This is a genomic window from Alistipes sp. An54 (genome assembly GCF_002159375.1).
Taxonomy (GTDB): Bacteria; Bacteroidota; Bacteroidia; order Bacteroidales; family Rikenellaceae; genus Alistipes; species Alistipes megaguti.
Map to the genome: position 1 here is coordinate 1 of NZ_NFIA01000023.1, position 21,001 is coordinate 21,001.

Here is a 21,001-nt window from a genome sequence, read left to right on the forward strand (position 1 = left end):
CCCGCACCCACACCCACACCCACCCACCAGAAACAAAAAAAGCGACCTTCGCAGGTCGCTTTTTGGTAGTGGATAGGGGATTCGAACCCCTATGTCATGCGTGAGAGGCATGTATCCTAACCCTTAGATGAATCCACCTTGTTGAGTTTCGTGGTGCAAAGATAGCGTCTTCTTTTGAATCTCCAAAATTTTCGGACACTTTCTACGATTTTTTTTCACTTTTCTTGGAAATAGGCCCTTTTTACCTAACTTAGCCCACGGAACAAACCTCATTCGCTATGAAAAACCGACTTGTCCTGCTGCTTGGTTCCTGTCTGTTGCTCGGAGCCTGCACGAAACACCCCGTCCTGCCCAAGTTCGAGACTTGCGCCATCGACACCCTGCTGCAGGGTGACGGAAACTCCTGCCGGGTCGAATATCGCTTCGCCTCGATCAGCAACGCGGGGAAATCCCCCGCCCTGGAGACCATCGAACAGGCCAACCTCGGCTATTTCTTCCAGCTCGAGGCCTTCACGGGAACCCTCGGGCAGGCCGTTCAGACCTCGCTGACCGATATCCAGACCAATTACCTGCCCGTCGGCATGGGTCCCTCGGGCCGTGAATACGAAGTGTCGGTCGAGTCCGAAGGCTCGGTCATCGATTCGCTGATCGGGTATGTCATCACCCGGGCCGGCTACACAGGCGGCGCTCACGGCATGTACGGAACCGAATGCCACACCTACTCCCTGCGCGACGGATTTGAACTTTCGCTGGCCGACCTCTTCTCCGAAGCAGCCCTGCAGCGGCTCGACGAGGTGATCCGCGAAAAGATCGCCGCACAATACCAGGCATCGACCGACGACGAACTGTCCGAGGCCGGGTTCTTCCCCGAATACATCGCTCCGACGGAGAACTTCCTGATCTCGGAATCGGGCATCACCTTCTACTACAACCCCTACGATATCGGATGTTATGCGCTGGGAGCCGTCGAGGTGACATTGACGCCCGAGGAGCTGGCACAACTGTGCGCCGAATAGCTCCGATTCGCTCAAACAATACGCCCGGACGGCTCTCTTTCCGACAACCGTCCGGGCGTATTGCATCCCCGTCTCCCCTCCCCCGAAAAAGGCGGCCGGCACGCGCATCCGCACTGGAAATCGGGGTCAAACGACACAGCCCGGCGCAACGATGACGCCCACCCGGAAGAAACCTCCATAAACGAAAAAAAGGTCCGAGTCTCACGACGGGGAACCTTTTTTTTGGCGGGGAACCACCCCCTCCAAAATGAGGTTTAATCGGAGGTATTCGACGCCTCGGACGAGCACCGTCCTCGGGTCTTAGTGGCGGACAATCCGTCACAACCTGCCGATTTCCTCAACCAACCTAAAACTACTAACCTAAATGAACCTTAAAACTTCACTGCAAAGATAAGGGCGATTTTTGATTTATGCAAATATTTTACGAATATATTAAATATATTTAACAATTTGGTAACATTGGTAAACCAATCCCAATTCCCACGAAGAACATACAGAACAGGCAAAATGCAGATATACTGCTATTTACAAATATGCGAGGGAAGTATTCACAAAGAGGGTTACCCGAAAGACTGCAACGGAAGGATGTCGGCAGAAAATGCCACCACTGCGGCCCGGAGAGCCTTCTCCGTTTGAAAAGAGAGCGGACTGTGAGGATGCAATTACATCTGCGACCAGACATTGATCACAGCACACGGGGCACAAGCGACAGGGGGGGGGGAGGAGGCGGTCCGTAAAACAGGCTGCCATGATACCCTATCGGAGAAAGAGCCACGCCGGGCAAACCACACCAACCCGGAGGCCAAGGCACAAAAAAAAGGAAACTCGGAATTCGGAACTCGTCCGTCTTCCTCAGTTTCCTCACCAACCTAAAACTACTAACCTAAATGAACCTTAAAACTTCGCTGCAAAGATAAGTCGAAAAATCATTCCATGCAAGCTTTTATTAAAATAATTTTCAAATTTTTTCATATTTTTTAATATTGCAAATTCATCTCAGACTGCAACAAGCTATCATACAACTGCTTATGAACAAAGCCATCGACCGGTCAAAATTTTCACGCTCCTCACGATGCAGTAGAAGCGGGAAAAGACCATTTTGCAATTAAATGACGCTAAGATTGTGCTTGTAACGGATAAATTACTAAATTTGTATTATAAACCAAAATACAGAACGATGACCGTATCGCAGATCAGCCCGGCCTGCAGGTGGCTCCATGCGCTTTGTCTCTGCCTGGAGAGTTTCGTGCGACAAGGCGCCGGGCTCCTCCCGCAGAGCCGAATCGCCGAATCCGTAGCACGCACAGGCCTCGGCACCGAAATCCGCCTGCTCAGACTCTCATCGTCCCTGTTTCGGATACGCGCATGTGGCATGAAGATTGGTTGTCAGCCGTTGTCACCCTCGTTCACCCATAATCCACCGTCAGCCACGCTTCGACTTCATGGTCCAAGAACACAACTTCAGCAACCGGCCTCAAAATACGCTTAGCCAATCGGGAAGGATCCACGCCGAGCCGGCCTCTTCCGAAGACGGACTTCCGGACGAACCCCGGTAAAAAGCCGCCGACCCAACAACCTCCACACGAAAGGCTCCGAGCCAAGCCGCCCGCACGGCGATCGAAAATCCGACCGCCCGAAAAAAGGCCCGCCCCAAAACCTCGCAAACAACTGCCAGTAAAACCATTTATGTTGATCTCGATCATCACACCGATATACAACGCCGAGAAGTATCTCGAAGAGTGCCTGCAAAGCATTCTCCGACAGACGTGGACAGACTTCGAGCTGCTGCTGATCGACAACAACAGCAACGACCGCTCCGTCGAAATCTGCCGGCAATACATGCAGCGCGATCCGCGGATCAAACTCTACCACTGCCAAAAGCCGGGAGCCAGTGCCGCACGCAACTACGGACTCTCACAGGCCAAGGGAGACTTCGTGGCCTTCATCGATGCCGACGACTGGGTCGAACCCAACCACCTAGAAAATCTCGTAGGTTCGGGGCTGGGCAAAACCGACATCACCTTCACCAACGCCTTCATTTCGTACGACCTCCAACTTGCCGAGGAGGAGGCCTCGGGCGAAGCGTGCGACCGGATCTTCGCCCAATTGCGCCGTCAGACCTTCTTCGGCTGGACCTGGAACAAGATCTTCAACCGGGAGATCATCGAACGCCACGCGATTCGCTTCAACGAAGGCATGCGTCTGCATGAGGACGAGCTCTTCACGGCCGAATACTGCCAGTATGTCAACCACGTACGGGTCAGCAACCTGAAAACCTACCACTACCGTATCCTCAACACGAGCGTCATGCGCAGCAAGATGCCCAAGGAGGAGAAGCTGTCGTGTTACCGCCGGCTCTACAAGATGTACAACCGTCTGGACCGCGAGAACCGCTATCTGACAATCCGCGTCCACCTCTCCCACTGCTGCAACATGCTGCGCCACTGCTGGAAACCGGACGACATCCGGCTGGCGCTGATGTACGTTTACCCCGCCTACGAGGAGTATCGCAACATCGTGCAGCCGGAGTTCCTGCGCGACGACCGCGACCGCAAGGTTGCCAAGCGTTCGCCGTGGGTCTTCCGCTTCCGTAACGGCGTCTGGATCTGGATCGCCTCGAAAATCATCAATATCTGACCTGCCGATGAAAGTCTCCCTTCTGATCTCGACCTACAACTGGCCCGAAGCCCTGACCCTCTGTCTGAAGAGTGTCGCCGCACAACGTACGCCGCCCTTCGAGGTGGTCATCGCCGACGACGGTTCGGGCGAACCCACCCGCCGGGTCGTCGAGGCGTTTGCGCGGACACTGCCCTGCCCCGTCAAGCATATCTGGCACGAAGACGACGGTTTCCGCCTCACGGTGATCCGTAACAAGGCCATCGCGGCGTGCGAGGGCGACTACATCGTCCAGATCGACGGCGACGTCATTCTCCACCGCAACTTCATCCGCGACCATGCGGCCTTCGCCCGCAAAGGGACCTTTGTCGTGGGAAGCCGCGCCATGATCGACGAGCGGCTCGCCCGACGGATGCTTTGCAGCGGCAATCCGAAGGTAGCGTGGTATACGCCCGGAGTCAAGCACTGGCTCAACGCCCTCTACATCCCGGCCCTGACCCCCCTTTTCCGGAATCGGGAAAACGACCGTCTGCGCGGTTGCAACATGGCCTTCTGGCGCGAAGATCTCGTCGCCGTCAACGGTTACAACGAGACAATGATCGGCTGGGGATACGAAGACGCGGAGCTTGTCATCCGGCTGCGGAACAACCACTGCACACGGCAGACGCTGAAATTTGCCGGATTTGTCTTCCATATCCACCATGCGCGCTCGTCGCAGGAGAACGACACGGAAAACCGGGCCATCGGTCTGGTGACACGCACCGAGAAGAAGATCCGTTGCGAAAAGGGGCTCGACCAGTATCTGTAAGGGTCCCGTCGCCAACCGGTCAAAACGCCACAAGGGGGGGGGCCGACCCGGTATTAACAAATCCGGCTGCGCCAGACGGGAATAAGATCAAACAAGCGCCAGGTGCGAACGCCGTCACACTCCTTCTGCTTGAGCAGCGTCAATCCGCAAAAGAGATACATGCGTCGTGTCACACTCCGATACCTGGAGTCCAGGCGAAGGCCGATCCGATCGGCATAGGCTACGAAGGCACGCTGCGCCTCGTACTTGTCGCGCTGTTTTTTGGGAGTCTGCCGGCTTTTGGTAATCGACGCAGGATTGTACATGTAGTGGTAGGCCACCCCGGGCACCGTCACCACCCGGTCGCATTCACCGAGCAAACGCATCACATAGGCAACATCCTCGTAATAGACCTGTTCGGGGAAGCGCAGCCCCAACCGCAACAGCGTCTCGCGCCGCAACAGTTTGTTCATCACATAAAAATCGGGCGGACAGCGACAAATGCGGAAACGCTCCTCCACCGAGGAGATTTCGCGGGCCTCCGTGTAGCGGATCTTCCACTTCGAGCGGGACGGCCGAACCTGCCAGATCGACGCACAGGCCACATCAGCTCCCGATCGCTGCGCCGCCACACAGAGCGCCTCGCAATAAGCCGGATCAATCCAGTCATCGGAATCGAGAAAGAGTACATACTCCCCGCGGGCCCGGTCGAACCCCCGGTTACGGGCACTTCCGACACCGCGATTCTCCTGCGTCACCACCTGCACCCGCACATCCTGTGCCGCATAGCGGTTCAGAATCTCGACCGAGTGATCCACGCTTCCGTCGTCGACACAGATAACCTCGATCTCGCGCAGCGTCTGTGCGAGAATACTGTCCAGACACCGGGCCAGAAAGGCCTCGACGTTGTAGACCGGGACAATAACGCTTACCTTCGGATCCATGATCATAGCTGTTTTTATCGGTTTTATCGGATGAACTCGCGCACCCGGTCGGCGATCCGCTCGCCGTCAAGCGCCGCCGAGATGATGCCGCCGGCATAACCGGCCCCCTCGCCCGCCGGGAAGAGCCCCTCGACCTCGGGATGCATGAGCGTCGCCGCGTCGCGCGGAATGCGGACCGGCGTCGACGTACGCGACTCTACCCCCACGACAATCGCCTCGTTGGTCACGTAACCCCGCATGCGGCGCCCGAAGGTCTCCAGACCGTGGCGCAGCCCCTGCGCAATGAAATCGGGCATCCAGCGGTCGAGCCGCGACGGGATGATACCGGGAATATAGGAGGTTGCGGGCAGCGACTTGCTGGCCCGTCCGGCGACAAAATCGGCCACACGCTGTGCGGGAGCGATCTGATGCTCGCCCCCTTCGCGTCGCGCCAGCTCCTCGAACTGCTGCTGAAAGCGCAGCCCGGCCAACTCGCCCCACTCGGGACGCAGGTGTTCGAAATCCGAAAGACGCACCTCGGTGACCAGTCCGGAATTGGCATAGGGCGAGGTGCGGCCGCTGGGCGACATGCCGTTGACGACCGACTGCGCGGCATCGGTCATGGCCGGAACGATGAATCCTCCGGGACACATGCAGAACGAGTAGACACCGCGTCCGGCCTCCTGGCTGACCAGCGAATAGGAGGCCGCCGGGAGATATTCGCCGCGCGTCGGGCAATGATACTGAATCGAGTCGATGAGCGCCTGCGGGTGTTCGATGCGCACCCCCATGGCGAAGGGTTTGGCCTCGAGACGCACCCCGCGCCGGTGCAGCAGTTCGTAGATGTCGCGGGCCGAATGGCCCGTGGCCAGGATAACGGCTGCCCCTTCGATCCGTTCGTCACCGCACCAGACGCCGCGTACCCGGCCGTGGTCGATCTTCAGATCGGTCACCCGGCTCTCGAAGCGGAACACGCCGCCGGCATCGAGGATCGTCTGCCGGATGTTCTGCATGATGCGCGGCAGTTTGTCGGTTCCGATATGGGGATGCGCCTCGAAGAGGATCTCGGGGTTGGCACCGTGGAAGACCAACGTCTGGAGCGCCTTGTTGTAGTCGCCGCGTTTCTTGCTGCGGGTGAAGAGCTTGCCATCGGAGAAGGTGCCGGCACCTCCTTCGCCGAAGGCGTAGTTCGATTCGGGGTTGACGGCTCCGTTGCGGTTGATCTGGGCGATGTCGCGTTTGCGGGCCGAGACGTCGCGTCCGCGTTCGAGGATGACGGGGCGCAGCCCCAGTTCAATCAGGTGCAGCGCCGCGAACAGACCGGCGGGCCCCGATCCGACGATGATCACCTCGGTGCGGCCCACGACCGACGGATAATCGAAATGAACCGGCTCGGGACGGGGTTCGCGATCGACGTAGATTTCGAGCGAGAGGTTGACCTTGACCTGCCGCTGACGGGCATCAATCGAGCGTTTGACGACCCTGACGAGGGCGATTTCATCCTCGCGCAGGCCCATGCGGCGGGCGGCCAAAGCGGTATATGTTTTCGCATCGGCGGCCTGCTTGGGCGTAAGAACAAGTGTTACGAGTTGCGGCATTGCATCAAATTACGCACAAAAGTAACCAAAAAAGCCGGATAAAAGGGAGTCCGGGATTGTGAATTGTGAAAAAATATCTACCTTTGTGTGACAGAGCGGATATGGTGTAATTGGTAGCCACGTCAGACTTAGGATCTGATGCCTTACGGCGTGGGGGTTCGAGTCCCTTTATCCGCACAAAGGAGCCTTCGCTGAGGCTCCTTTTTTGTGGAAACCCGGATGCAAAACAAAGCAAAACAGTTGTATATCAACAAATTGACCAGATTGGCCAGCACCCCAACCTCCGCCACCGAAAAGTATTTCTCCGAAAACCTTCGGGTGGCAATTTGGTGGCAAAGGGGGCAAATCGGGAGCCGGGCGAGTAAACTGCCACCTTTTTTGCTCATAATACACTGAACTGCTGCGTTTTGCACCGCAATAGATTTTTCTTGTCAGCGTTTTGTTAACCTCTAAATTTTACAAAACCATGAGACAAGAGAGTTTCAGGATTCTCTTCCTGATGCGAAAGGGAAGAACGAAAAAAGACGGATTCGCAACCATTTATGCCCGAATTACAACGGGCAGTTTCCGTCAAGAGATCTATTTCAACTGCGAGGGACGACCCGAGTTGTGGAGCCAGCGAAAAGAACGGATGATGGGGACCAGCCGCCTATCCGTGAAGATCAACGAGATGCTTGACGAATTCCGTGTACAGATTCTCGACATCCGCAGCAAACTGCTTGCCGAAGGTTTCGAGGCCAATGCCCTGCAAATCAAACAGCGTTACTTCAACCCGCTCAAACACACCATGATGTTGATCGCGGGGTTGGGCGACTACGTCCAACGACGGCAGGCAGAGGTCGGCGTGCGCATCACTCAGCGGACAGCCGACAAGTACGAACGGCTGCTGCGCTATCTGAAACAGTACCTTGCCCAGCGCGGCCCGGAGGAGGATATTCCCGTCGAGCGGATGAACTACGAATTTCTCGACGGATTCAGCCTCTTCCTGCAAACGGCACACCGCTGCCGCCACAACGGAGCCGTGGCCGTCATGGATTGTCTGCGCAACTTCGTACTCTACTGCCTGCGCAACGAATGGATTGCCAAGAATCCCTTCCGCTACTACAAACTCAAGGAGGATCAGGCGCAGGCCAAAGAGCACCTCACGGCCCGCGAACTAGAAATCCTGACCCGCAAGCAACTCGACCATCGGCTGGCCCGTATCCGTGACGTTTTTGTCTTCTGCTGCCTTACGGGACTGGCCTTCGCCGATGCCGACCACCTGCGAAGCGAACACATCTCGCGCGACGACGAAGGGCGCTGGTGGATCCACAAGCCGCGCGAAAAGACTGCCGTAATGAGCCGCATTCCGCTGCTCCCGATGGCATTGGAAATCCTCCGCCGCTACGAGCACGACGCTGTCTGCCAGGCCCGCGGACGGGTGCTGCCCCTGCCGAGCAACCAGAAGATGAATGCCTTTATGAAGGAGATCGCCATCGTCTGCGGCATCGACAAGGTGCTGACCACGCATTGCGCCCGCCATACGTTCGCCTGCATGGCGGTCGAATACGGAATGCCGATAGACGTGCTGGCCAAGATCCTCGGACATTCGAACACCAACATGACCCGCCATTACGCCAAATTTTCCGAGACGGTGATCGGCCGTGAAATGGAGGCTTTCGGCGAAAAACTGGCTTCGGCAGCCGCGGAGGGAGATTCCGAGTTGTAATAAAAGCAAGTTTATGTTTCGAGACACTCGAAACCTCCCGAATCCATCCCGCTGGTCTATTATACTTACACAGATGAAAAGTCCGAAGAATCCGAACCGCCCGCAAGGCGGCCGCCCTCCCAAACCCGAAACGGAACGACTCAAACGAAGGCTGGTCGTCTGCCTGACCGAGACTGATTACGACGCCCTGTGCCGCAAGGCACGGGTCGCCGGTCTCGTGTGTGCCGAATACGCCCGGCGCGCCCTTGCCCGGAGCATCGTCCGCGCCCGGATGACTCCCGAGATGCTCACCCTGCTGCGGCAGCTCACCGGCATGGCGAACAACCTCAACCAACTCGCCCGCATGGCGCATGTGGCCGGGTACGGACGCGATACCGCCACTTTGGCGGCGTTGGTCGACCGAATTGATGCGCTGCTCACCCGAATCGACAAACTGCCATGATTGCCAAACTCTCGAAAGGCGGCTCCTTCGGCGGAGCCGTCCAATACATTTTCGGACCAGGGAAGGGCGCCGATTGCCTGGCCGGGATGGGCGTTCTGTTCAAGGACACGCCCTCCATCATCCGCGGATTCGAACGGCAGGCTGCGCAAAATCCCAGAGTCTCGAAACCCGTAGGACACGTCGTACTCTCCTTTTCGCCCCGGGATGCCGCCCGGTTGGACAACCGGCTGCTGCTCTCCATTGCGGTGGAGTATCTGGACCGGATGGGGATCAAGGATACACAACTTATCATTGTCCGCCACCGCGACCGGGAACATCCCCACCTGCATATTCTCTTCAACCGCGTGGGCAACGACGGACGGACGATCTCCGACCGCAACGACCGCTACCGTTCGGAGCGGCTCTGCAAGCAACTGACCGCCCGTTACGGACTCTACTTTGCATCGGGCAAGGAGCAGGTCAAGGAGTACCGGCTGCGCGAACCGGACAAGACAAAATATGAAATCTACCATGCCTTGTGCGATACCGTCCCCCGCTGCCGCAACTGGGAGGAGCTGACGGCGGCCCTGCACCGCGAGGGAATCGCTACGGAGTTCCGGATGCGCGGAGGCACCTCCGACGTGCAGGGTGTCGTGTTTGCCAAAAACGGCTACCCGTTCAACGGTTCGAAGATCGACCGGCAGTTCAGCTATTCGAAAATCGACACCGCACTGGAACGGAACAGCCGACAGGCGCTTGCTTCCGAACGACAATCGGCTCCGACCCTGACACCCTCGTTCAGCTATCTGCTGGACGACCTGCTGCGTCCGAGGTTTGATCCCGACGAGGCGGAACAAACCCAGCAGGAACAACAGCGCAGACGCCGCGGACGACGGCGTTAAACAGCCATCCTTTTGCCTAAAAAACTACTCGGATTCAGCCGTTTTAAGACGAGAATAATTACAAACGATTTGTTAACAAAAATCCCGAGAATTATTTTTGTCACAAAAAGAATTGAGCCTACAAAATGGACGATATCAGAACACAGACAGCAATCATGCTACAAGAAATAGAGCAAGAAGAATTAAATAAGAACAGAGACCTGATTCATTCGTTTTCAAAGTATTGCAAAAAAAGGGACATTATTCTGGAAGCGAAAAACTTTCACTATATACACACCATTGGCTACTATGTAGAGTATCCCAACATTTTGCAATCTTTATCCTGTTTACAACCAACCAAAGATGGCTTATTCCATGAAAACAAGCTATTAAACAGTTTTACCAAACGGCCACATATAACCGGGTTCTATTACGCTGACGCCTACATGCCGATGGCGCATCCTTTATTTCGAAGGAATTATAATCCGATAAACAATTTTGCACCTCGGTTTGTTGAAAGGTTCTGGCAATTGGATCTACCCGGAATCGATAAATGTATTGCATTGGATAGCGACCGTGTTCGTATTAATGTGGATAATAGTGTATGTATAGAACGAGATATCTGGTATGGTGCTCGATTCTCAACAGATATTGCACAAACAGGCAATGGATCAATAGCTTTGGCCCCGCCACCAGATATTCCGGACCTTTATGATAATTTTTTTGGTGAGGTTCTAAAATTGGATATTCTTTGGTCCGAAAGCAATGACCTAAAAACATTTCAGGCCGAAGAATTAAAAAAAGAGTATGTAACAATAGAATCGAATGGAATCATCTATCATCCGGTTCGATATATTCACGCTCAATACGATTTGAGAAGGCGAACATTCTGCCATATGGATGGAGCGATTCATCTCTATTTACCAAAAGAGATTGATTTACGAAAAGGGTACGATCTAACTTTCAACCGAAAGAATGACAAGCAGATAAAACCCCGTTCAATCAAATTATTCAGAATAGACGGAGATATTCCTGTCTCCGTATGGTCTGAATTCGTATCACAATTTTTTACTGGAGATCCTCAAATTTATGAATACTTTGCGGGGCATTATCCGAGCCATGTAACAAAAGTGATTGACCGCATCCGTTCAACACGATCGTAAAAAGAGACAATAGCGTTCTCAACCGTTATAACGCTTAAAGTTCTCAGCCTGCTCCAAAATCTCTTTGTATACCTCATCGTTTGTCACGGGAGGATAACCATATTCCGCCAAAACGAGTATCAAATCCATTTTAAGCTCGGCCTTTATGTCATCTCTGGCAGCCCAGTCCGTGTACTTGGATTTATCCTCCACAATCTTCTTGATCGCCGCAGCCAGCTGAAGCATTTTCTCCTTTGGATATTCGAACCCGAATTGTTTGGCTATCGCCTCAAGAATATCATAGAAGGCCTTCTCTTCATAACTGATTCCCAAATCCAGGAACGATTTCTTCTCCTTGTTCAGTTCCTTTAACAAATCGGCCATCTGATTTGCCACCTCGGTCAAGACCTCATCGGCAAAGATGGCGCTATCCTTACGGCTGTTGTACTTCTCGACCAACGCATTCAATCGCTTTGAGAAATCGACTCCACGAACCTTGTTCACCTTCTTGAACTCGGTAATCACTGTCTTCAACAAACGCTCCATCAACTTGACCTTCGTATTCGGGAGTTTCAAGCGACTCAGTCGTTCCATATATTCTTCACTCAACACATCCAGATTATCCTTATCGTTCCCGATCTGAATTATCTCCTCCACCCCTTCCGACTGTATGGCCTCCTCAATCATTTCACTGACACGACGATTCATCTGCGAAGCATCGGGAGATTCGCCCATCGTCAATTTATAGATGACCGAGCGGACTCCGCAGAAATAGTGGATCTCTTCACGTTCGGCATCGCTGATCTGATCACTGTTGCTGCACAAATTGAACGCAGACTTCAACTTTTTGGCGTGGCCCATAAACAGATTCTCCTGCTCTTTGGTCCTTTGCATGAGCTCCGCGCCCCGATTTAAACAATCGAGCTGCTCCAAAGGTGTTCCCGTCGTGAAAACCGAATAATCAAATTCACCGAACATGCGCCGAATGATATCCAGCTCATCCTTGACCAGCGTAATCGACTGTTCGACATTCTCGACCGAATCCTGTCCGACATCTCCCTGCGCATAGCGTCGCAACGCAATGTTCATATTGTTCTTGATGCCGATGTAGTCCACCACCAGGCCCTTCTCTTTTCCGGGATAGACCCGGTTGACCCGCGAAATGGTCTGCACCAGCGTATGCTGCTGCAGGGGCTTGTCAATGTACATCGTATCGAGACAATCCACGTCAAAACCCGTTGTCCACATATCGACAACCAGCGCAATCTTGAAATTCGACTTGGGCTTTTTGAATGCTTCGGCATATACCTTACGGTCTTCATCCGTACCCAACAAATCGTACAACGCCGGTTCATCGTCCTTGTTGCGGGTCATGATCAGCTTGATCTTTTCGATAGGACGCTCCTGCCCCTCGCCGACATCACTCCCTTCTGAAACCGGTTCCGGCTCGGGTCGCTGCACCCACTCGGGACGCAAGGCAATAATCTTCCGATAGAGGTCAAATGCAATCGTCCGATTCGCGCAGACAAACATGGCCTTCCCCTCTACCGTGCTGCCTTCGGCAACCCGATTCTCATAGTGGGCAATAAAATCTTCGGCCACAGCCTGCAGACGATCAGCATCCCCAAGAATCCGCTCCATCTTCGTAACGGCCTTCTTGCTCTCCTCAATCTGATATTCGTTCGCCCCCTCCTCGGCGCACTGTTTATAGTACGCTTCTATCTCTTTGAGTTTGGCATGGTCGAGCAACACCTTTGCCGCGCGACCTTCGTAAACAATCCGCCGCGTGATGCCGTCCGCAACCGATTCGGTCATGGTATAGGCATCGACCACCTCGCCGAACACGTCGATCGTAGCATCAATCGGCGTTCCCGTAAAACCGACATAAGTCGCATTCGGCAGCGAATCGTGCAGGTACTTGGCAAATCCGTAATTACGCTTGACACCCTTGTCCGTCTGCCTGACCTGCAACGAAAGATTGGTTTGCGAGCGGTGCGCCTCATCGGAAATGCAAATGATGTTGGCCCGCTCCGACAACAGACTCGTATCCTCCGTAAATTTGTGAATGGTGGTGAGGAACACACCTCCGCTTGTCCTGCCGGCCAGATGTTCGCGCAACTTCTCCCGGCTCTCCACCTCCACCACGCACTCATCTCCGATAAACCGCTTGGCCGTGCCGAACAGTTTGGACAGCTGGTCGTCCAAATCCGTGCGGTCCGTTATCAGTACGATTGTCGGACTGGCGAACTCCCGGCTCCGCATCAACATCCGCGACAGGAACAGCATCGTGATACTCTTTCCGCACCCCGTCGCGCCGAAATAGGTGCCACCTTTGCCATCCCCGTCCGGGCGGAGTTTGGAGTGCAGACGGATATTCTCAAACAGCTTGTGCGCGGCGAAGAATTGCGGATAACGACAAACGACCTTCCGTTCATCCTTCGACGAATCCGGAAAAAAGACAAAGTCTTTCAGCACGCTCAACAGACGCTCTCGCCGGAACAGCCCCTGCATCATCGTCTTCAGCGAGTTGATGCCGTCAAGAGCCCGCTCTTCGGAGTGAACCTTGCGCCAGGCATAGAAAAAGTCGTAGGGAGCGAACAGCGAGCCATATTTGTTGTTCACACCGTCACTGATAACGACAAACGCATTGTATTTGAACAGCTCGGGAATATCCCGCCGATACCTCACCGTCAGCTGCCGATAGGCATCCATGATGGTTGTCTCCTCCTTGACGGCGCTTTTGAACTCCAGCACAACCACCGGCAAACCGTTCACATAGACAATCCCGTCGGGAATGCGGGTCTCCGCCCCTTTAATCTCCAGCTGATTGACAGCCCGAAAAATGTTGTTCGACAGACTCTTCTCACCAAAGTCAATCGGTTCGACATACAAATCGGGCAGCGAGCTGTCGTCACGCTTCAACGAAAACCCCTCGACCATCAGCCGATAGGTGTGCAGATTGTTTTCATACAACGAGAATCCCACGTTGGCGGTGAGTTTGGCCACGGCACGCTCGATTTCGAGCGGTGAGATTCCGGCCTCGCCGTAGCGACCGCGGAGATAGGCCCGCAAATCGTCACGCAGCAAGACATCGCTCACCTCCTTGTGAATCTCTTCACCGTTTGTATAGATATAACCCTCCTGCTGGAAAAGCGCCATAATGGACATCTCGAGGGCATGTTCGTTGAAGTGGGGCATAATAAAAAGGAATCTATAACAAGAGCTAATTAATTTACTCGACTAGTGTTTTTAGATTTTTTTTAATATCATAATCAGCTATATTCTTTTGAATTTCCAGCACTCTATCCAAATTCTCTTCTATATCACTGACGAAATCATCCCATTTAACACTAGGAATATATGAACATTCACCAGTCTCCGGTCGATTATTCACATCATGATGCGGACAGGTAGAATATGTGTGACGATATCTATTAAACATATTACAACTCAAGATCTTAAATAATCTATTCGTATACAATGTTCGAGTATTACAATAAGGACATGTATGTTCCTCTATGTAATAATCATAGCGACCATTTGCATCCGGGAGTACAATTGCCATAACTGCATTTGTTTTGCTTGTTCGCCCATTCCTAGATTGTTCCCTCAAAGAATATGATATTTCCCAAGGAATCCATTGTTCTGTTTCTGGAAGATTAGGATCTTTCATATTTGGAGATATCAATACCAAGGTAATCGTACTGTCGTATATTTTATCTCCCAAAATGGATTGAATCGTTGTATCTTCCAATACACTCATATCCTCACCATCCTTTTCTCCTTTATTGATGTGTTCCTCTCCTATCAAATCTTGAAGCTCATCGACATAATCACGTGCCGTAGTAAACCATTTATGATTTAACGGTCTAACATCAGCATCAGCGTATTTATATGATATAAATATTTTTGACATGACCTAACAACAATTACAACAGATAATAATATTGCACTTCAGAACCAGGCCAATGATTAACAATGCAATGCTAATCAATCCATACAATGGAGCAATGGTCCTTGACCAGAATACACAACAATAGGAAAATTCACCATTGTTGTAATTCTTAATAGGCATATCAAATAATTTAACCGATTCTCCATTATTGACAATATCCTTGTACAAGCCTCTGAATCTTCGTTCCTGCCGTAAATAATATGCATCTAAAAACCAAAATAAAATAGTTGGCATAATGGCAATGAATATGTATGTTACATTTGAACTACTTGCATACAAAGCCAATAACGCAGATACAATCGTTATAGTCCATCCTTTTATTGAAAAGGAGTTGGAATTCATCCGATTAATTATGCCTTGAATAAATTCCAAGTGTTTAATTTGTTCTGAAGTCATACCCTATGAGGAATTAAGCCTGTTATTTTATATAATTCATCTAAAGCATCGGTTCCTTTTCTTTCACATCTGTTCCAGGTCGTCAATATACCCATATCAATGGAATTAAAATGAGATATATCCACAGGATATTTTATGTTCAGTCCAGAACCTAGCCTTTCAAGCATTCCCCCCTTTGAATAAGTTCGGGTTTCTTCTCTCTCGGGAGTTTGCTTTCGTATTGTCCTTGTTATTTCAATCTCACCATAAATCCATGGAGACAAAGTCTCGCTTTCTATATTTGCCAATGAAATCGAATTCTTTGTATTCAAAAAGAATACACATTCCGTTTTATCAATCATTTTATTCAAAGCAGTCATGAGCATCATATGAACGTGACTTGTCGAATAATTTCTCCTCTCATAGATATAACTATTTCTATCACTATTCCAGCAATACCTATCGTCTATCTCTTTGAGTAGCTCATCGGCATATCCCCATACACATGAGTCAACAAAGGCTACGAGGTCAAAACGATCATATAGCCAACGAGCTAAATTAATAGCCTTCGGCTCATCAGCATGTGAATGTGATATAAATATATTTGCCTTAACTTCCGGGAACCAATCATCTTGAATTTTCTTCCCATCAATCATCCCATTCTGAGTAGTATACTCATGAAGAGTGGAATGCATTTTTCTCTTATACTCACTAAATAAAACATCCCATTCTTTTGTTAAGTGAATTTCAGGAACAGAGATGTTTTCTAAATTAAATCCTGTATACATAATTTCATATTTTATCGTCCCATCTTTGCCAATAGCAAAGACTGTAATTCGGTTAGTATTGATTGTTCTTCGTTCAGTGTTTCGAGGTATTTATAAACACATTCTATTCTGGTATTGAATGTAACTGCAATATCTTGGGGAGGGATTACACATTCTTGATTATTCAAAATCGCCTGTGTAAGCAATGGCTGGCCGGATCCTTCACTTTGACTATTCAAATCCATTCTGTTGATTGTTTGATAAAGATAATAAGACAAATCGGAATGAGCAATTCCAATTATCGCATTATCATTCACCCAACAATCTTTAGTCTCTAAAAATATACTTCCGCAGTTAATGCCTACTCGCCCAATGATTATTACATTTTTAGCATTGGATGCGCTGCAATATCCAACTATTCCATTTCCACCATAAATCGGAATGTTACCCAATCCTTTTTGAACAGCTTTGCCGTTCTTAAAATCCGCAATTTCTCCCAATGTTCCCATTCGCCAGCCGGCGGGGAGATGCTCGGGGTCGATGTCGTCCACAAACATCTTGCGGTAAAGCGTTTGCGCCGTGGCCTCCAGCTGCGCAATCATCGAACGATTCAGGTCGATACGCCGCGACAACGTCTCATATTCCGCAACCATCGCCCGCTGACGCTCTATCGACGGAACCGGCAGCAGAACATCGCACAGTTCATCCCAATCAAATATCTCCCGGGCACTGCCGTGCGAATGGAATCGCGCATATCGGTCGAATTCGGGTCGCCGGAACCACATCATCAAATATTCCGGCATAAGGGTTTCCTCATCTTGGACCTCGAAAACGATATATGCTTGTGATATAATGGCACATCCGTCGCCGTGAAACAATGCAATGGATACTTTATCCCCGTTCCGAGATGTAACCGGGCCATACGCAAACTGATTGGGCCGAACGACCTTATATGATGACATATCCGTCCCAATGGTATTGGCTATCGACGGAATAAATTCTTTCGATATACTCACACCAAGCAGATTCGTTACCGCCAAATCCCGATTCCGGACATCCACCTCCCGGATGTAATCTCCCAGCCGCTTATAATCACTTCTATTCATGGGCGGCGTCGTTTTGCTGGAGAACGTCAAGCGGGAAGCCCAAATCCGTAAAGACCTTTGCCAATTCGCGGCGACTCTCCGTTTCGGCCTGCAGCAGGCGGTTCAACTCGTTACGCAGTTCCGTCATCCGGGTCTCGAAATCGACCGTTTCATCCCGATTGACAAACTCGATGTATTTGCTGGGGACAAGCGACCACCCTTTGGCTTCAATCTCGTCGAGTGTTGCCGAGTAGCAATACTCCGGAACATTCCGATAGGTCTGTTCGTAGCCTTCACGCTGCCAGTTGTGGAAGTTCTCGGCAATACGGGCAATCTGCTCCTGCGAAAACTGGATGTACTTCTTTTCGAAAGGCTCGCCCCACTGGCGGAGGTCGACAAACAGCACCTCATTTTCGCGATCCCGGTATTTAACCAGTTCGCCGTTCTGCTCAACGGTGCGGGCCTTGCGGTTGCGGGCCAGAATCCACAGGGTGACGCTGATGTCGGTGGAATAGAACATATTGCGCGGCAAAATCACGATGGCCTCGACCAAATGGTTTTTCAGCAGTTGACGGCGGATATTCAACTCCGTACCGTCGCCGCTCAACGCGCCGTTGGCCAGCAGGAATCCGGCCATGCCGTTTGCCGAGAGTTTCGAGACGATATTCAGAATCCAACCGTAATTGGCATTACTCGTGGGCGGTACGTCATACCCCTGCCAGCGAGGGTCCTTGGTCAGCTCGTTATCGGCCCGCCAGTCTTTCTGGTTGAACGGAGGGTTGGCCATGATGAAATCGGCCTTCAAATCCTTGTGCTGATCGTCGTGGAACGTATCGGCTGCCTTCTCGCCCAGATTACAGGCAATGCCACGGATGGCGAGGTTCATCTTCGCCAGTTTGTTGGTCGTATTGGTATATTCCTGGCCATAGACGGAGATATCTTTCCGGTTGCCGTGGTGTGCCTCGATGAACTTCATGCTCTGCACGAACATACCGCCCGAGCCGCAGCACGGGTCGTATATCTTTCCACGGTAGGGTTGGATCATTTCGGCAATCAGATTCACGATGGTCTTGGGCGTATAGTATTCGCCTTTTCCCTTGCCCTCGGCAATTGCGAACTTGCCCAGGAAATATTCGTAGACGCGGCCAATCAGGTCGTGTTCCTTGTCCTTGAGGGTATCGATCTTGCCAATCACATCGAGCAGACTCGCCAGTTTAGTGCGGTCGAGCCCCAGCCCCGAATAATAGTTGCTGGGCAAGGCTCCCCGCAAGGAAGGATTGTCCTTCTCGACCTGCGCCAAAGCCGCATCGATCTTGATGGCAATGTCGTTCTGTTTGGCATTTTCAATCAAGTAGTCCCATCGGCTGATTTCGTTCAGATAGAAAACATTCCGGGCATTATAGAACACCGCCTGATCCACGAAAGCCGACTTGCCGTCGGCAATCAGCTCATCGCGCCGCTCTACAAAGCGGTCGTATGCATATTTGAGGAATATCAGGCTCAACACCACATGTTTGTACTCCGACGGCTCCACCGATCCCCGCAGTTTGTTGGCCGACTCCCACAAAGTCTCCTCAATACTTTTCTCTTTCAGTTGTTTCTTTGCCATGCTTCAAATCTTTTCCGGACAACTCACTTTCACCAACACGAATGCATTTTGATTCTTCAATTGTCCGGTCAGTATCCGTATATATTATACAAATTTACCAAAAATATCCATGAATCACCTATTTCTAGGAAAATAACTTCATCTCTCAGTTTTTCCAATTTAATTTCTTATTTTTACATGACAGAATAGACACCACAGACACGTCGGGAACCCAAATTCCACAAACAAAGAATCCCGACCGGCTCCAATTGCTAAAAACATGAAGCGAATTTTACTTGGTATACTAACCTTACTGACTATTGGAGGCGTTTCGGCACAAGAGCGTCAGGACCGGATCGACTCCATCTATTACAATCGATCGGGGAAAAGCGCAGCAAATCCCGTATTTGCCGAATATCTGCGCATCGCACTTTATCCGGCAGACTCGACAGCCCGCAAAGAGTACAAAGATTTCTATCTCACCGGAGAGCTGCGAAGCGAAGGATATTTCCTCCGTATCGATTCGCTGGACGACAGCCGAACCCTCTTCGACGGCGAAAACAATAGCTATTACAAGAGCGGGAAGACCTTCGAGAAAAAGCACTATGCAAACGGACAACTCAACGGCAGTTACCAGCAATACGACGAAAGCGGAGAACTGAAAATCGAAGCCTGTTACCTGGCCGGGAAGTTGTCAGGGCTTCACAAGACCTATAATGAAGATGGTTCATGCCAGATTGTGGAATACAACGATGGAATCCCGCTCCACGATTATTATCTGCTGACAGACCCGCAAGGCAATACACTCAAATTCCGCATGGCCGACGACATGCCCGTTTGGGAAACTCCGTCTATTGCGGAACGATTCATCGACTACCGAGATGGGACGCCGTGGGAAGTTTATTATAAAAATGGTCTTACCATTGCTTTAACAAGTTCCGTGACTCGTGATTACGGGAAATGGCACCGAATAGACCTGATTTTATCGAATAATTCGACCACTCCGATTGAGTTTACACCGGAAACAGATATTATAGCCTATTCTGCAGACGAAGACAATAATACAAACGATTTACCGATCTGGTCTTGTGATGCATATCTAAAAAAAGTAAACCGTTCACAGACTTGGGCCGCAGTCTTAATGGGCGTGAGCGAAGGAATGGCCACAGCCGGAGCCGGATACGCTACATCAACCACATATGGATATAGTTCCAATGGAGGTTATTCCTCTTATACCACAACGACCTATAATCCTACGGTCGCTTATCAAACCAATCTGGCGTCACAACAACGTATCGCCAACTTCAGCCAAGCATTGCAAGATGAGCAGGATATCAAAAAAATGGGATATTTAAAACGAAGTACAATTTATCCAGGAGAGAGTATTTCTGGCTTTGTCCACGCCGAGTGGGTAAAAGGGAATCGGGTCGTATTTGTGATCAACATCGGAGGAGCCGAATATCTTTTTGAGTGGGGATTCGACCGCAAAAACACCTACCTGCTCAATCAGTAAAAAATAGAAGCATCCAGCCAGAAACACAAAACTCACTCATCTCATTAGAAAAAGAAAAAGACAAGCGGTTAAATTTATCATCTCCTACCTGTCGAAACAACCTCCCATATCATCCCGGAATAGGATAAATATTCAATCCAAGATGTAGAGATTTACAGATTTGCAGAATCCCAGATTTATGGAAATCTCCAATAAACTACCGACATCGCTACTCCGATCGCCGCTTTTTCAGCCGCAGTAAATGCCGTTGGGGATCGAATCCGATTGCCTCGCCGCTTACTTCTCCGGTCCGGATGGCCGCGACCAAAGCTGCCGATCGGTGATCGGACTCCAAATCATGCTGTTTTGTCCGATCCGAAGTCGCAGACTCTGACCGATATTCTGATATGCACCCCTTTTTCATAGACTTAACCCATTCCATAATTCGCCGATACCGACAGACAAATATAAACAAAACGAGATTACACAACATCAAAAACAAGAATCACCCCATCGCCTTCCATCTCCGAAATCTCAATATATTGCGATTTATATACGCATCTTGCCAAAGCCCATAACAAAAGCGCCATATTCACAATATAATGTGAATATAAATTGTTTTTACCAATATAAAACATTATTTTTGC

15 protein-coding genes and 2 tRNA genes are annotated in these 21,001 nt (G+C 51.0%); 9 read left to right on the plus strand and 8 right to left on the minus strand.

What is annotated here, in order from left to right; translation table 11 throughout:
* Nucleotides 1–63 precede the first annotated feature (63 nt).
* Nucleotides 64–138, minus strand: a tRNA-Glu gene (locus tag B5G09_RS13280).
* 140 nt (nt 139–278) lie between these two features.
* Between B5G09_RS13280 and B5G09_RS13285 the strand changes: the two genes are divergently transcribed.
* The 3 genes from B5G09_RS13285 to B5G09_RS13295 all read left to right on the plus strand — a co-directional run bounded on the left by B5G09_RS13285 (nt 279) and on the right by B5G09_RS13295 (nt 4,440).
* On the plus strand, nt 279–1,016 hold the full coding sequence (locus B5G09_RS13285) for an RsiV family protein (RefSeq protein WP_087405556.1): 738 nt from the start codon (nt 279–281) through the stop codon (nt 1,014–1,016).
* A 1,686-nt stretch (nt 1,017–2,702) separates the two neighbouring features.
* On the plus strand, nt 2,703–3,653 hold the full coding sequence (locus tag B5G09_RS13290) for a glycosyltransferase (protein ID WP_087405557.1): 951 nt from the start codon (nt 2,703–2,705) through the stop codon (nt 3,651–3,653).
* A 7-nt stretch (nt 3,654–3,660) separates the two neighbouring features.
* Nucleotides 3,661–4,440: a glycosyltransferase family 2 protein gene (locus B5G09_RS13295; protein ID WP_087312069.1), complete on the plus strand. Its 780-nt coding sequence runs from the start codon at nt 3,661–3,663 to the stop codon at nt 4,438–4,440.
* A 53-nt stretch (nt 4,441–4,493) separates the two neighbouring features.
* Here B5G09_RS13295 and B5G09_RS13300 read toward each other — a convergent pair whose 3' ends face one another.
* On the minus strand, nt 4,494–5,363 hold the full coding sequence (locus B5G09_RS13300; RefSeq protein WP_087312104.1) for a glycosyltransferase: 870 nt from the start codon (nt 5,361–5,363) through the stop codon (nt 4,494–4,496).
* A gap of 23 nt (nt 5,364–5,386) precedes the next feature.
* Nucleotides 5,387–6,940 (minus strand): FAD-dependent protein, encoded by a 1,554-nt coding sequence (locus B5G09_RS13305; RefSeq protein WP_087405558.1) that lies wholly within the window; start codon nt 6,938–6,940, stop codon nt 5,387–5,389.
* Nucleotides 6,941–7,035: 95 nt separating this feature from the next.
* Between B5G09_RS13305 and B5G09_RS13310 the strand changes: the two genes are divergently transcribed.
* From B5G09_RS13310 to B5G09_RS13330, 5 genes are all read left to right on the plus strand, one after another.
* Nucleotides 7,036–7,117, plus strand: a tRNA-Leu gene (locus B5G09_RS13310).
* 289 nt (nt 7,118–7,406) lie between these two features.
* A complete protein-coding gene (locus tag B5G09_RS13315) occupies nt 7,407–8,648 on the plus strand; it encodes a site-specific integrase (RefSeq protein ID WP_087405559.1) in 1,242 nt (413 codons plus the stop codon).
* A gap of 73 nt (nt 8,649–8,721) precedes the next feature.
* Nucleotides 8,722–9,090, plus strand: coding sequence for a MobC family plasmid mobilization relaxosome protein (locus B5G09_RS13320; protein ID WP_087405560.1), 369 nt, complete (start codon nt 8,722–8,724; stop codon nt 9,088–9,090).
* Nucleotides 9,087–9,971 (plus strand): relaxase/mobilization nuclease domain-containing protein, encoded by an 885-nt coding sequence (locus B5G09_RS13325; protein ID WP_087405561.1) that lies wholly within the window; start codon nt 9,087–9,089, stop codon nt 9,969–9,971. Before B5G09_RS13320 ends, B5G09_RS13325 begins: the two co-directional genes overlap by 4 nt.
* A gap of 125 nt (nt 9,972–10,096) precedes the next feature.
* Nucleotides 10,097–11,113, plus strand: a complete 1,017-nt coding sequence (locus tag B5G09_RS13330; RefSeq protein WP_087405562.1) for a hypothetical protein — start codon at nt 10,097–10,099, stop codon at nt 11,111–11,113.
* Between the two features lie 18 nt (nt 11,114–11,131).
* Here the strand turns inward: B5G09_RS13330 and B5G09_RS13335 are convergent, their stop codons facing one another.
* The 5 genes from B5G09_RS13335 to B5G09_RS13355 all read right to left on the minus strand — a co-directional run bounded on the left by B5G09_RS13335 (nt 11,132) and on the right by B5G09_RS13355 (nt 18,883).
* On the minus strand, nt 11,132–14,290 hold the full coding sequence (locus B5G09_RS13335; protein ID WP_087405563.1) for a type I restriction endonuclease subunit R: 3,159 nt from the start codon (nt 14,288–14,290) through the stop codon (nt 11,132–11,134).
* Between the two features lie 34 nt (nt 14,291–14,324).
* Complete coding sequence (locus B5G09_RS13340; RefSeq protein ID WP_087405564.1) at nt 14,325–15,008, minus strand: TIR domain-containing protein; 684 nt, start codon at nt 15,006–15,008, stop codon at nt 14,325–14,327.
* 431 nt (nt 15,009–15,439) lie between these two features.
* The gene (locus B5G09_RS13345) at nt 15,440–16,210 is read right to left on the minus strand and encodes a hypothetical protein (protein ID WP_087405565.1); all 771 of its coding nucleotides are present in this window, start codon (nt 16,208–16,210) and stop codon (nt 15,440–15,442) included.
* 11 nt (nt 16,211–16,221) lie between these two features.
* A complete protein-coding gene (locus B5G09_RS13350; RefSeq protein ID WP_087405566.1) occupies nt 16,222–17,295 on the minus strand; it encodes a restriction endonuclease subunit S in 1,074 nt (357 codons plus the stop codon).
* Entirely contained in the window at nt 17,288–18,883 is a 1,596-nt protein-coding gene (locus tag B5G09_RS13355) for a type I restriction-modification system subunit M (protein WP_087405567.1), read from the minus strand. The genes B5G09_RS13350 and B5G09_RS13355 overlap by 8 nt, the downstream gene beginning before the upstream one ends.
* Nucleotides 18,884–19,142: 259 nt before the next feature.
* On the opposite strand from B5G09_RS13355, the gene B5G09_RS13360 reads away from it, so the two are divergent.
* Entirely contained in the window at nt 19,143–20,375 is a 1,233-nt protein-coding gene (locus B5G09_RS13360; RefSeq protein WP_241147684.1) for a membrane-binding protein, read from the plus strand.
* The last annotated feature ends 626 nt before the right edge of the window (nt 20,376–21,001 follow it).